Annotated in this window: 17 protein-coding genes, 1 tRNA gene and 1 pseudogene; 9 read left to right on the top strand and 10 right to left on the bottom strand. The window is 61.4% G+C overall.

Annotated features, from left to right (window positions below):
* Nucleotides 1–86 precede the first annotated feature (86 nt).
* A pseudogene (locus CA236_RS18905) lies at nt 87–707 on the bottom strand (hypothetical protein); the annotation flags it as partial.
* 160 nt (nt 708–867) lie between these two features.
* On the opposite strand from CA236_RS18905, the gene CA236_RS00240 reads away from it, so the two are divergent.
* From CA236_RS00240 to CA236_RS00215, 6 genes are all read left to right on the top strand, one after another.
* A tRNA-Thr gene (locus CA236_RS00240) sits at nt 868–943 on the top strand.
* A gap of 149 nt (nt 944–1,092) precedes the next feature.
* Nucleotides 1,093–1,434 carry a hypothetical protein gene (locus CA236_RS00235; protein WP_125944100.1) on the top strand — a complete coding sequence of 114 codons (342 nt, stop codon included), beginning with the start codon at nt 1,093–1,095 and terminating at the stop codon, nt 1,432–1,434.
* A 227-nt stretch (nt 1,435–1,661) separates the two neighbouring features.
* The gene (locus CA236_RS00230; protein WP_125944099.1) at nt 1,662–2,225 is read left to right on the top strand and encodes a hypothetical protein; all 564 of its coding nucleotides are present in this window, start codon (nt 1,662–1,664) and stop codon (nt 2,223–2,225) included.
* 300 nt (nt 2,226–2,525) lie between these two features.
* Complete coding sequence (locus CA236_RS00225) at nt 2,526–3,374, top strand: TIGR04255 family protein (protein ID WP_164518807.1); 849 nt, start codon at nt 2,526–2,528, stop codon at nt 3,372–3,374.
* Nucleotides 3,371–3,985: a hypothetical protein gene (locus CA236_RS00220; protein WP_125944097.1), complete on the top strand. Its 615-nt coding sequence runs from the start codon at nt 3,371–3,373 to the stop codon at nt 3,983–3,985. Before CA236_RS00225 ends, CA236_RS00220 begins: the two co-directional genes overlap by 4 nt.
* Nucleotides 3,986–3,988: 3 nt before the next feature.
* Nucleotides 3,989–4,642: a hypothetical protein gene (locus CA236_RS00215; RefSeq protein WP_164518806.1), complete on the top strand. Its 654-nt coding sequence runs from the start codon at nt 3,989–3,991 to the stop codon at nt 4,640–4,642.
* Nucleotides 4,643–4,648: 6 nt separating this feature from the next.
* On the opposite strand, the gene CA236_RS00210 is transcribed toward CA236_RS00215, so the two are convergent.
* The 7 genes from CA236_RS00210 to CA236_RS00185 all read right to left on the bottom strand — a co-directional run bounded on the left by CA236_RS00210 (nt 4,649) and on the right by CA236_RS00185 (nt 7,674).
* Nucleotides 4,649–5,143 (bottom strand): hypothetical protein, encoded by a 495-nt coding sequence (locus CA236_RS00210; RefSeq protein WP_241212439.1) that lies wholly within the window; start codon nt 5,141–5,143, stop codon nt 4,649–4,651.
* An 85-nt stretch (nt 5,144–5,228) separates the two neighbouring features.
* Entirely contained in the window at nt 5,229–5,393 is a 165-nt protein-coding gene (locus tag CA236_RS18610; protein ID WP_164518805.1) for a hypothetical protein, read from the bottom strand.
* Between the two features lie 107 nt (nt 5,394–5,500).
* Nucleotides 5,501–5,719 (bottom strand): hypothetical protein, encoded by a 219-nt coding sequence (locus CA236_RS00205; RefSeq protein WP_241212438.1) that lies wholly within the window; start codon nt 5,717–5,719, stop codon nt 5,501–5,503.
* Nucleotides 5,719–6,423 (bottom strand): hypothetical protein, encoded by a 705-nt coding sequence (locus CA236_RS00200; RefSeq protein WP_125944094.1) that lies wholly within the window; start codon nt 6,421–6,423, stop codon nt 5,719–5,721. Before CA236_RS00200 ends, CA236_RS00205 begins: the two co-directional genes overlap by 1 nt.
* Nucleotide 6,424: 1 nt before the next feature.
* A complete protein-coding gene (locus CA236_RS00195) occupies nt 6,425–6,865 on the bottom strand; it encodes a hypothetical protein (protein ID WP_125944093.1) in 441 nt (146 codons plus the stop codon).
* A complete protein-coding gene (locus CA236_RS00190; protein ID WP_125944092.1) occupies nt 6,862–7,458 on the bottom strand; it encodes a hypothetical protein in 597 nt (198 codons plus the stop codon). Before CA236_RS00190 ends, CA236_RS00195 begins: the two co-directional genes overlap by 4 nt.
* A 3-nt stretch (nt 7,459–7,461) precedes the next feature.
* Complete coding sequence (locus tag CA236_RS00185) at nt 7,462–7,674, bottom strand: hypothetical protein (RefSeq protein ID WP_125944091.1); 213 nt, start codon at nt 7,672–7,674, stop codon at nt 7,462–7,464.
* Nucleotides 7,675–7,896: 222 nt separating this feature from the next.
* Here CA236_RS00185 and CA236_RS00180 point away from each other — a divergent pair, with 222 nt between their 5' ends.
* Both CA236_RS00180 and CA236_RS00175 read left to right on the top strand, forming a co-directional pair.
* Nucleotides 7,897–8,169 carry an XRE family transcriptional regulator gene (locus CA236_RS00180; protein ID WP_125944090.1) on the top strand — a complete coding sequence of 91 codons (273 nt, stop codon included), beginning with the start codon at nt 7,897–7,899 and terminating at the stop codon, nt 8,167–8,169.
* Between the two features lie 303 nt (nt 8,170–8,472).
* The gene (locus tag CA236_RS00175; protein ID WP_125944089.1) at nt 8,473–9,645 is read left to right on the top strand and encodes a plasmid recombination protein; all 1,173 of its coding nucleotides are present in this window, start codon (nt 8,473–8,475) and stop codon (nt 9,643–9,645) included.
* A 9-nt stretch (nt 9,646–9,654) separates the two neighbouring features.
* Here CA236_RS00175 and CA236_RS19305 read toward each other — a convergent pair whose 3' ends face one another.
* Nucleotides 9,655–9,726, bottom strand: coding sequence for an excalibur calcium-binding domain-containing protein (locus CA236_RS19305; protein ID WP_241212473.1), 72 nt, complete (start codon nt 9,724–9,726; stop codon nt 9,655–9,657).
* A gap of 856 nt (nt 9,727–10,582) precedes the next feature.
* Between CA236_RS19305 and CA236_RS00160 the strand changes: the two genes are divergently transcribed.
* Nucleotides 10,583–11,290, top strand: coding sequence for an SOS response-associated peptidase family protein (locus CA236_RS00160; RefSeq protein WP_125944086.1), 708 nt, complete (start codon nt 10,583–10,585; stop codon nt 11,288–11,290).
* A gap of 17 nt (nt 11,291–11,307) precedes the next feature.
* On the opposite strand, the gene CA236_RS00155 is transcribed toward CA236_RS00160, so the two are convergent.
* The gene (locus CA236_RS00155) at nt 11,308–11,496 is read right to left on the bottom strand and encodes a hypothetical protein (RefSeq protein ID WP_125944085.1); all 189 of its coding nucleotides are present in this window, start codon (nt 11,494–11,496) and stop codon (nt 11,308–11,310) included.
* Nucleotides 11,497–11,946 lie beyond the last annotated feature (450 nt).

Raw genomic sequence — 11,946 nt, 5'->3', positions numbered from 1 at the left:
TCCGCTGCGGAGGGCAGGTCGAGCGCCAATGTCGCCAGCGGGGTGCGCGCGGGGGGCGCCTCTGCCTCGCTGCCGCGCGACGCGCCGGGGCCATCTGCCCAGACGGCGCCGACCACCTCATGGCGCGGCGCGCTGCGCACCGCGGCATCGAGCTCCGCGGCAAGCATCGCCTGCTCCTCGGCGCCGACGATCTCCTTCCAGTTGATCACGCCATAGACGAAATCGATCGTCTCGCCGTTGGAGGTGAACGGCATCAGGATGCCGCGATACAGCGTGTTGTGGCCGCGGGTGCCGACGAACTCGGCCTCGAAGCCGATCGGCGCACGGTTGGCGATGATCTTCAGATAATGATCGGTCAGCCGCGACAGCAGCGAGCGTGCGGGCACCTGCCCGATGCGCGAGATCGCACGATCGACACCGCATTCCTCGCGCAGCGCGTCGCCCAGGAAGGTGATGACCGGATCGTCGAGCCCGTCGGTGAAATCGAGCAGGACGCCGTGCGCGCCGAAATCCATGTTGCCGGCGGGATCAAGGTCACTGATCCGCGGATAGGCACCGCCCTTCAGCAGCGACACCCAATGGTTGTACGCGCGCACGTGCATGCGCCGCTCATCGGCGCCGATCGCAAACGTCGCCTCGCCGATCCCACCATCGGTCGGATCACTGCCCCGGTCCGCGCCGGGCCGATCGAAGCCGCGGTTATCCATGCCATCATCCCTCTGGACGTCTTGTCCGTCCCGCCTTGTGCCACGACCATGGTAAAAAGCGCGTAAATTCTCGGCCGTGCCCATGTGAGCGACAGCCACTTGCGCGATACCCAAACCCCTGCTAGGCGCCCGCTTCCAGCGCGCTCGCCAGAGCGCCCGTGCCGCTTTAGCTCAGCTGGTAGAGCATCGCATTCGTAATGCGGGGGTCACAGGTTCGAGTCCTGTAAGCGGCACCATTCGCTCTCTGCTAGCACACTGTAGATGGGCGTTTTTTACCGGATCGCTGGCGATCTAACCCCCATACGTTCCCACACGCGCTCAAGGCTTGTGGCGAGCAGGAGCGGGCGTTGGCGTTCTGAAGCGGACCCCGTAGAGCACGTGAGCTATGTCCACTCCCGACCTTTTTGTAGAAGTCGCGACCCAAGGGGATGCGGCTTGGTTCGAGAAGAACCCCGATCGCCGCCTTCGCTTGCGCAACGCTGTCCCCGGTGAGTTTCGCGATTTGAGCGACCCTCCCGTCGGCATGACGTGGCGCGTGATTGTCGTGGAGGCGCAGCCGGGAGTCCGGGCTCGCCAGCCGCTCGCGCTTCCGCTCAGCGCCGGCAACGATGCAATGGCGGAGGCGCAGTTGTTCACTCTATTCATGCAGGCTGCGCCGAAGGAAGCACGGCGGATGGTTGCGCAACTGCGAAAGATGAAGCTGCCCAGCATCACGGACAGTAAGTAAGCTGAGACGAAAGCACCGCCGCCATTAAGGCGACGCTCCTCGTGCCCTGATGAGATTTGCCTCTAACGCTTCTTCGTTGGAGCAGGAGGAACAGGCTTCCTTTCCGGACTTTGCGTCGGAGGCCGGGTCGTGCCCGCCTTTTCCTTGCGTCCCGAGCTATCAGAGAAGTTGCCGGTCCGTGTCTGCTTTTCTGGTGTTTTAGCCATGACCGATGGTAAACTTGCAAAATGGTGGGATGCAATCTGGATTCTCTTAAAGCGCTTGATAATGACATCCTGAAAGAGGTCGTTCGTGAGGGGGAGCGTCGTATAGATGCGCAACTCGCCACGGCGAACGCAGCCGATCAGCGCGCGATGGCATGGGCGGCACTTCTGGTTACGGTTGCCGCAGCGGTGCTTGGCGGGTCCGCTGCACTCCTGACCACCGGCAAGAACCTTTTGCTGGCCGGAACCGGCGTCGGCGTGGCTTTCATGCTCGGAGTAGCGATCATGAAGGCTATTGATGTGGTGCGGCCGAAGAACTTCGACTTTCCGGGCAACCAACCACGGAATTGGCTCCCCGAGAAATGGCAGTGTTACGGAACGGGCCAAGCGTGCGATCTGCGTCAGGCATTACTGGAACAAGCGGCGACGCTCGACGAACAGATTGCCGACAATGCGGCCGCGGCGGATGCATCTGGGCTCCAACTCAGGGCCTCCATGGACTTAGCGTTGTACGCGGTCGTACTCGGGGCAATTGTGGTAGGAGCCTTGATTGTAGCCGCCGGCAGCGAGGCCCTGCTCACGTCCTAGCCGAGGCTTGCTGCAGGCCCCGGGCTTGCCAGTGCCAACTCTGGAGCTTGCGGCAGCACACCGCCCGGCGAGTTTGCATCTTCCACGACGCTGCCGTAGTCAGCCACTGCGCGGCGCCGTCTGCGGCAAGTGAGGCTTTGTTGGTCGTTAGCGGCACATCCTCGGATCGGCCGGCCTCTCTGCTCGTTAATCAAGCGTGCAGTGGTCCCGGCGCAGGATCGCGCCATGTGCATCGAAGAGGAGTTCTGGCTTGCTTGACTTCGCCGGCACGACACGCAACACATCAATAGTAGGCTTGAGGTGGGGATTTTGATGGCTTCGTATCGCCCAGTTTCGGGTGCTCATGCCATCGAGCAGGCAGTTGTAGGCGTCAGAATAAGTGGCGCGACCACGGATGCGGTTTACAGTACCGCGGTCGTTAAGGCTGCGGAGTTAGCCGCGAAGTCCGGTTTGCCCGGCCGCGTGCAGCTAGACCCCTTATCTCTGCTTTTCGGTAGGCAGGTAATTTCGCCAGGCTACTCGGCGGCTGAGATGACCCCCGGTACAGTTTTCCAGCGCGTGGAGCCGGACGGCTCCATGGCAGAGGAACTGACTCTGGAGCGTAATGCAGTAACCTTCCGCACCCATCGGTATAAGCGGTGGGCGGATATGGTCGCTCACATAACAACAATTCTGAGCCCAGTGGCAAGTGTTCTCGCCGAGAATAATGCCGCCCGTGTTTCCGTTGTTGAGTTGCGCTGCGTGGATAGATTTGTGAGCGACACAGAAAGCATTCCGCCGCTTAGCGACCTCGTTCGACAGGATTCTCCCTACGTGACCGGAGACATGATTGATCGAGAAACATTCCTGCATCTTCATTCCGGTTGGATCGACGACCAAAGCGATCTTGGCAGAACGCTGTACAATTTAAACATCGAGATCGGAATGGGCGAGCACGCCCGTCCCAATGCAACGATATTGCAGGTTATTTCGAAACAATCATCGGGAAAGGGTTCTCTTTTCGCGGATGGCGCAGATTTTGAATCATCCGTTATGAGCACTTTCCAAGATCTACATCTGGCTGACAAAGCACTGTTATCCAAGTTGCTTTCCGACCGCCTTCAGGCAGATATAAATCTTCCGGGCTCCACTGGATTGGGCGTAACATGATCAGCGAGCTACTGTTTGACGATCCAGGCGCCGGCACTGAGTGGGCAGGCCTTGAATTCGCTTGGCCAGATGACTCGCTGACCAATCACGTCTGGGATCCCTGCTTCCATTCCAATGCCGACATAATGCGCGGGATGGCGGAGCTTGCTATCAGTCAAGCTGCGCCGACCTACGTAGTCTACAGCTTGGGCACTCAGACCTCAGCCGCGGCGTCACATCAATTGTATCGGTTTTTGGCTGTCGGCGCGCTTTGTACTGAGCGCGTATACAGCGTGTGGACGAGCCTCGAGACAGCTGGCAAACCTACTAACCCAAAATCTGATTGGATTGCACTTTCTGAGTCCAGCACCGATACTCTGACGTTCAGCCAAGTTGGGGCTATAGTCGATTCTCTCTCAAGCCGCCTGTCTCAAGCTGACTTCTCTTCTATCGACGATGATCTCGCATCGGCGACCATCGAAATGATGAGCCCCGAAGCGATCGTGACCATAGCCAGAACGACGTTCTCAGCGAGAACAGAGCTGTCGCATTGGCGCAGCTTTGTCGAACGCGCCAAAGCTGTTCTTACAGCGAGAGGCGCTGGCACACGAATGCTAGCGGGGCTTGACTGATCCTTGCTTCAGGCTGTCGACACAATTAATTCTGATACGGTGAGCTTCGTTCTTGCAATTCGCAGAATAAGTGAAAGCCAGAATCATTCGGCGATCGCCTTCAAGGGAGAAGATGAGGAGTTCCGCCTTCTTCACCTTGGCTGGAACTATACCCTCTATTATGAGCCTTTAAAACAATCCTACTTTTGGGTAGACAACAGTCTGGATCCAGTAAACGCTAAGTATTTAGCGGTCGTTTGTGACAGGATTGCTCGGCGGCAACCAGGTATCCCGTATGGGCTAAACGCTGAGGGGTTTTCCTTTGATCCGCAAACAGGAAACATAATACCCGGCCCAACGGGAAGGGGCTTCACCTGCGCAACCTTCATACTTGCTATACTTAAAGCCGTCGGCCTTGAACTTTTAGTCGAGACAAGCTGGCCTGAAGAAGCCAACGTCGAATGGCAGAGACATATCGTCGATGCATTGCGGGACGAACCGGATGCCCCGTCTGAGCAGAAGGAAGCAGTGGCGCGGGATATTGGCTCCCGCAGGTTCACACCTGAAGAGGTGGTAGGCTCAAGCGCCCTATCGGAGTGGCCGATCAGCTTTGAGGAAGCGCAGCATTTCGGTGCTATCGTGAATCAAGATCTTGATAGGCTTTCGGCTGCCGCCTAGTTGATCTTAGCTAACAAACATCGCCTCTACGATCGCCTGCATCAGAACGCCTCGGGGCACCGGGATGCTGACCGAGGTGTAACCAGCGTTCTGCGCACGACGCTGACCATAGAGGCCGATCCACTGCCGACCATGTTGGCGCCAGGCACGCTGCAGAGCCGGTACGGGCAACAACACGCACGTAGCCGCAGGCGCGTGAGCATAGGCAATGAAGTCTGCGGCGAGTGGCTTCTGCACCCAGCCGGGCGACTTGCGCCCTTCATCCGACCAGCGTTCCAGCAGCACATCGGGCCAGTCCTCGGTCCGGATCTTCTCGTCGACCGTGAACGTGCGGCCGCACGCTAACGTTAGCAGACGATCGATACCAGCGCGCTGTGCCCATCCGTCCTGCTCGATAGCGACGGCCGACATGAGCGTCGGAAAGAGCTGGCGATAGATCGGGATCCACCAGTCGGCGCCGTATTGCTGCGACAGCGCATGGCTCTCCGCGAAGCGGTGCACGCGCGCGAATGCCCCCGTCCGAGCATGTCGAACGGGGGCTGGTCGCGAGACTGGCGCTGGCAGTGCCGGCTCCCAAGCGGCGGGGCTAATCGTAGGCCTCCTCCTGTTCCTGGTCGTGGGTGTCCTCATCATCCTCACGCAGGTGCTCGAGGTCGGGATCACCATCGATCTCGTCCATGCGATCGATCATCCGCTCGGTGAGGCGGGCCAGCTCGGCCCGCGGCAGAGAAGGAATGGCCGCAAACAGCATGCCGGCGTGCCCTATGTTGTTAGTCCGCACCCAGCGCCTGGTACGGCGTCGCGTCCAAGGGCTGAACTGCGGGTGCCGGGCCGGTGAAGAAAGGGGAAGGTGCGCCATCATGCAGCCTCCCCCAGCTGCCGCTGTTCGATCGCGGCTTTGATTGCGCTCTGGCGCTCGGGCTCGCCGACGAGAGGAGCGAGGCAGGCGGCGAGTGCTTCATCATCGTACCCGTCGACAACTAGCCACAGCTTGCGGTCAGGCGTCAGCGCGTAGCCTCCACCGATAGCCGCGAACGCCGAGAGCCATAGCCGCGGGTCGAAGCTCGGATCGGGCATCATGCTTCTCCCGCCAAGCGGCGAATGTCGGCGCTAATGAAGGTGAACTCATGCTCGGTGACCTGACCGGGACTGACGAGGCGCTCGATGAACTCGAGTTTCACTGCCAGGTCGGTGAGATTGGCCGCTGGCGTTGCCAACACCGCGTCGGCCAGGTTGTCGCGCCGCCGGGCGAGATCAGCCGACCGGGCGGCGATGGCCTCGATCCTAAACCGTGATCTCTTTTCTGCCTCGATCGCTCGCCGCTTCTCGGTCTGGGCAGCGATCAGAGCCTCGCGCTTCTCGTTCGCCTCCAAGATCTCCCGATGCGCCTGCCGCCAGTCCTCCAGCTCCGGTCCCGCAAATGCCGGGTCGGAGAGCCACCTTGGCGCTGACGCCACTAGCCCCGGAACCGACGTCGAGAGTCGCGCGGTCTCGCCAAAGGCATTCTCGAAGGTTGTCCTGCTTTCCACGTGGGGTGGCGGTGGTTCGGACGGCAGCGCATCGATGGCTGCTCGGCATGCGTCGCGAGCAGGCATCTCCACTTCACGATCGAAGCGTTCGCATTGCGCGTCTGCACGATCATACAGCGCGATGAGGCGCGTGAGGCGCGGGTTGCAGGATGGTCGGGATGCTTTCGCCGGCTCAGCAGCGATGCTGAGCGAGGCGATAGCCGCGATGCCGGCAGCGCTCATGAAACTGCGGCGAGATGCAACGCTGCGCATGTTAGCGCCCTCCTTCTGCAGGAAGCCATTGTTTCGTCTGTTTGGAGATCCAGCTGAGCGCGCTGCGCTGCGCCTCGGTCGGCTCTTCATCCGGACGGAAGAGGCTGGCCAAACGCTGCGTGCAATTGGCGACTGCGACTCTCGTCATCTCGTGAAGGTCGCGGAGCTCTCGTTCAGTCGCGTCCTCCCCTTGGCCCGTAATCAGCTCATGCCAGCCGGCGAGTTCCGACAGCACTGCAAGCACGTCGTCAAAGGTCTGCGGCGGCTCGGCGATGATCGCACACGACAGCGCCTGCTGCTGCCGGCTCCAGACACGGGACGCGGACGCCCATTCGACATGCGAGAGATCATTGCGCTTCTCCGCGGCGTCGAGCGCTTCCTGCCGCTCGCGTACGGTGTCGAGCATCAGCACGAGATGGCGAGTCGGTGTGGTCATGATCATGCCTCCTCGCCGCGCACAGCGTCAGCTGCGATCATCCGCAGCGTCGGAACGTCAATTGGCCCGCCGAACGAGTCGAGGAGAGCGTTGATCTTGATCCCCACCGCCGCCCGATCAGGAGCCGGAAGTGCCGCAAGGCGCTCTGCCGCCTCGTGCTCCGCGCCAGTGGCTTTATCCATCTGCTCGTCGGGGACACCGCCGGGTGTTGCATCCTGTCGCGCGACGACCGAGCGCGCCGCGGCCCAGGCGGAAAGCGCTTCAGTCCATTCGGCATGTCGGGCCTCGGTCGCATCAGCTTGCTGCCCCGGGCCACCGTTTCGCCGTTGCGGGTGGGCGTGCAGCTCGTCTCCTGCGTCTGCCAGCAGCTTGTGTATCTCCTCCAGCTTCTCGACAGCGATCTGATTACTGCACCACACGGTGTAGGCGGAGTGGTGCACTGCCTGAAGCTCGCGGGGCAGGCCGCTCACGACGTCTTTCATCAGGTCGCTATTGGTCCTGGCGAGCAGGACAGCGACCCGTTCGAGAGCAAGAGCCAATTCGACCACTAACTCGGTTGGCTCGGCGATCTTGGGCGCGGCGATATGATTGCTGGTCATCGGTCAGCCCTCCCGTGCCATGAGGCAGCCGTGGCCGGGATGCCGGGTGAACAGGCGCTCGCACGCGTCCGCGGCGATCACGGCCTCAATCGCGAACTGCTGGCGCTTGCTGGAAGCGCGATGCTCACCAGCCAGGGCGCGCGCATAACCGCGGGGGTTGCCGCTGCGTAGGTGCAGACGCGCCATATCGACAGCCTGCGCCGTGCTGTTGCTCAAGCTGGACGTCGGCCGCGCTGGGTTGGCCAGGCACGCGGTTCCCGGTAGTGGACTCATAGCCATTATCGTTCCTCCAGAACGGTTGTGGTTAGACCGGGGGCGGAGGGCTCAATCTCCGCAACCGGTCGTTGCTGGTACTTTGGGTACCACCGTTCATCGGCGTTCGCAAGTGTTCGCTATTGACCGTTGTTCATTCGCGCGCCGCGGATGATATGGCACTGCATGCTCTTGACCGCTGCCCAATGCCGATCTGCCCGAGCCTACCTTGGCTGGACCGCGGGCGACGTGGCCAAAGCGGCGGGTGTCGGGATCATGACGGTGAAGCGGTTGGAAGGCGGTCAACCGATGCAGGACTCCTCGGTCTCGAAAATCATGCAGGCGTTCACAGCTGCTGGGATCTCCTTCATCGCCGCCGGCGAAGCTTCGACAGATGGCGGCGAAGGCTTTCGCGTGACCTGCGCGCAACCGTCAGGCGGACCGCCGCAATCTTCTTGAAGTTCGTGGTTGTTGCATTCATCCTTCACCTGAAGCGCTTAGGCAATGCATGCAGCCGCGATGACAAAGGTTTGTCGGGCGGACCACTATTGAGCGCGTCGCCAGGCAAGGATGCCTTCCTATTTTTCCCTTTCATTCTCCGGCCTGGTCGTACGCACACCCGAAACCGCTACTAGGCATAGCGAATTCGTCCGCCAGCATTCGGGATCTTCAATTTCGAGGATAATTCAACAAGTGGTTTGAGGGGGTTATTGCCTATTCACTCCAGCTTCGGGACAATACTCCTGCGAGCGGGGAAAAGTGATGGTTGACAACTACGGTGTCGTTACCTTCAGCGATCAAGGACCGGTGAAGACGTGGTCCCGACTGGCGGCTATCGCCTCCCACAACAACCGAGAGAAGCCCGAACCGCATTGTGACCCAACTGCCCCGAGGCCTATTCACCTATGCGGCACAACGGCCCTGGTCGCCGAGGTGAAAGCGCGTTTGTTGGATCACAAGATTGATCCATTCAAGCTACGCAAGAATGCCGCGATTGCGTTCGAGGTGATTATGACCGCCTCCCGGCCGTTCTTCACCGCTGGCCCGTACCAAGAAGCCGCGAAGCGCACTGGGCTTTGGATCAGGGCCGCCTGCTCCTTTGCGAGGAAGATGTGGGGAGAGAACCGGATCGTCTCGATGGTTCTTCACCTCGACGAGCATACGCCTCACATCCACGTCGTCCTGCTGCCGCTGGTGGAAAAGACCTATCGCCGTTGGCCCGAGCGCGGAACAACGTGGGCGCTTGAAGCCCGCAGCATTTCCGGGCCTGGAATGTATCAGAAAGTGCATGACGCCTATGCCGAGGCCATGACTTCATTGGGCTTGGTTCGAGGCAAGTCCCGATCGCGCGCAAAGTACCGGCCGTATGCGGCCGAACTCGCCGACCTTGATGAGCAGAAGCGGCGCGCGGCGGAAGCCGCTGAGGCTGCTGAAAAGGCGCGCGAGGAAGCTGAGACTGAGGCAGCTAAGGCATCAACGGCTATGCGGGAACAGGAGCAGCAACGGCTTCTACTGAAGGCGCGAGCTGACGAGATCCTGCGGGAGAAGGCCGATTTGGCCCGCGAGAAGGCGGCGGTGCGAAAAGCGACGCTTCACTTGGAGGTCCAGCGCCGAGAAGCCGCGCTAATGCTTGCTGCCGCCAAGAAGGAGCGCGACGCGGCCGCTGTGGCTCGCCACGCTGCGCAGAAGCGGGCAGCGGTCTTGGGGCGCTCGATCGAAGGCCTCGTCACGGCCTCTGAGAAAGCGAAGGCGCTGCGATCAGCTCTCCTGAGCGTGCCACTCGCCGAGTTGCCTCCTGCGGGGCGTGAGATCGTCCAGAAGGTCTACGGCTTTCAAGCCGCGGCGTCTGCGGTCACGGTGCCGGAGGTCGATGAGCAGGCGCTACCGGCACACCTTCAGCAGCGCTTCGCATCTCTTCGTGGACGAGGTCTTTAGGTTCACGCTTCAGCGCTCGCAGCCAATGCCATCGTCATCGCGGTCCAGATGCGGGCCGTAGCCTGGATCACCTCGTCGCACTGGCGCTGCCCCCGCCGCTCTTGCCGCTGAGCAGTTCGCGAAAGCGCCGCCGGTGGATGATCGAAGGGCTTGAACGCGCCGCGTAGGCTCAGCGGACCCGCCGTGACAATGGTACCCGGTCCCACCCTTGCGATCGTTGTGACAGCCCCGGGCGTTGAGACCGCCCGGTGTTGCTTCAACGTTCGGCGACCACGCGGCTGTGACTGCCGCAAGAACAAGAACAACCTCTAATCGCACGCCACTTCTCCCCCAAGCAGTTATTATCGCGGTTGTTTGCGCAACGCATCCTTTCAGCACGAAGCTCTTGCAATTGGGGGGCCGATATGCAGGTTGTGGCGGCGGGTATCGCAGCAGCGGCTCGTCGAGGACTGTGGAAACGGTGATGGCCGTTTCGGACGCGAGCAGTAGCTCTCGCCTCAACCCGGCCCCGAGGTCGGAGCGTCCCACACTGGATCAACTTTCCATGTGGTGACGACATGACCGATCTTCGACGATTAAAGCGACGGGCATTTGAAAGCCAGGCCGGCCGGTGCTTCTACTGCGAACAGCCTATGTGGCTGGCCGATGCCGCAACCTTCGCTCAGCGCCACAACTTGTCTGCGGAGTCCGCTCGTCATCTCCAAGTTACCGCGGAGCACGTCATTGCGCGATCGTGTGGTGGTCGCGACGAGTCCTCCAACATCGTAGCCGCCTGCCGCTACTGTAACACCAGGCGCCACCGTGCGAAGGACGCTCTTCAGGCGGATGCTTACCTCACAAGAGTTCGGCGACGCTTAGCCCACGGTAAATGGCATGGGCTGCGCCTCGCCCATCAACATCGTTGACTCCGGCAGTGCCATTTCCAACCCTTGCCAGCATGTGCAACCGCTACCGCATGTCCGCCAAGCAGGCAGAACTAGCCTCCCGCTATGGCGCGGAACCGATCTACCCCGAGGACGCGACGTTCCCGTCGCCCGAACTGTTCCCCGACCGGCTGGCGTGGGTGGCGCGACGGGAGAGCGGTCAACGCATCCTCGATACCATGGCTTGGGGCTTTCCGCGCAAGGTGCCGGGCAAGCGGATCGACAAGACGACTGGGAAGCCCGTGATGCTCGACACGAAGGTCACGAACGTCCGCAACTACATGTCCCCGTTCTGGAAGTCGGCGCTTGCCAACCCCGACCGGCGTTGTCTGGTGCCCTTCACCAGCTTCAGCGAGTATGGCCCCGGCCCCGCCGGCAATCGCCCGCTGTTCTGGTTCGACGTCCCGAGCCGTCCGATCGTCAGCTTCGCCGGCGTGTGGCGTCCGACAGAGAGCGGGGCCGTGTTCGCCTTCCTGACTACCGAGCCGAACCCCTTAGTTGCTCCGGTCCATCCCAAAGCGATGCCGGTGCTGCTGGATGAGGAAGACGAGGGCCGCTGGCTCACCTGCTCGTTTGATGAGGCAGTGGCGCTAGGCAAGCCGTTTCCTTCGCAACTGATGTCAGTGCAGCAGGCTCCAGATCCACGCGCCGTAATCGGTGAGGCTGGTGACCGTGGCGGCAGTGACAATGGCGCCGACCAGCCAAGCTTCAATCTCGAATAGCGTTGGCCGGCGCAGCTTCACGCCTTTCCCCTTCCTGCCCGGAGTTGCTCGTACTTCATTGCAACCTCGCGGAACCGCGCGACCCCGTCGACGTCTCCGGCCGAAGCCAAGGCGCCGATCCGTTCAGCGATCCACACGGGGGCCAGCCGGCCGTGCTGGCGCTCGATCGCGAGCGCTTCAGCCCATCGTTCCTGGTCCGGCGTCATGGCGCGAGCCTACACCGACGCTAGCCTTTGGGCGAACCGAGAAGTTCGGGGCGGAGCCGTCAGTCTTCTTTTGGCATCTTGGTGCCACGTCGGGGATGGCGAATAGTGCTGGCGTGCAGACTATCCGCCTTCGGCGGTATAAACGGCCATCGTCCAGACGTTGCGCACCGGCAGCTGCGCGCCCAAAGTCGGTCATTCAGCTGCTAAACCGCTTTACCCGAAAGCTGCCGCTCGTTCAGCTGGGGTCACTCGATACCGTTGGTGAAACCGGGCCGTCTTTCGAGCAGCGATTGCGGTAAGCTGCCGTTCCTTCACACGGTGTGCTGTGGGAGCAAAGGACAGCTTCGTGTATTCATCTGGTCCAGCCGCGGCATCTCCGTGGAGCAGGACGCCCTTCTCCGCGCCCGCGACCTCGTCAGCCGATATTCGTCCCGCCTCGACGGGACCTGA

It is taken from the genome of Sphingomonas sp. ABOLG (assembly GCF_003950435.1).
In the GTDB taxonomy this organism is placed as follows: domain Bacteria; phylum Pseudomonadota; class Alphaproteobacteria; order Sphingomonadales; family Sphingomonadaceae; genus Sphingomonas; species Sphingomonas panaciterrae.
Note: the sequence above shows the minus strand (reverse complement) of the source record. Positions and strands in the feature narration are given on the sequence as shown.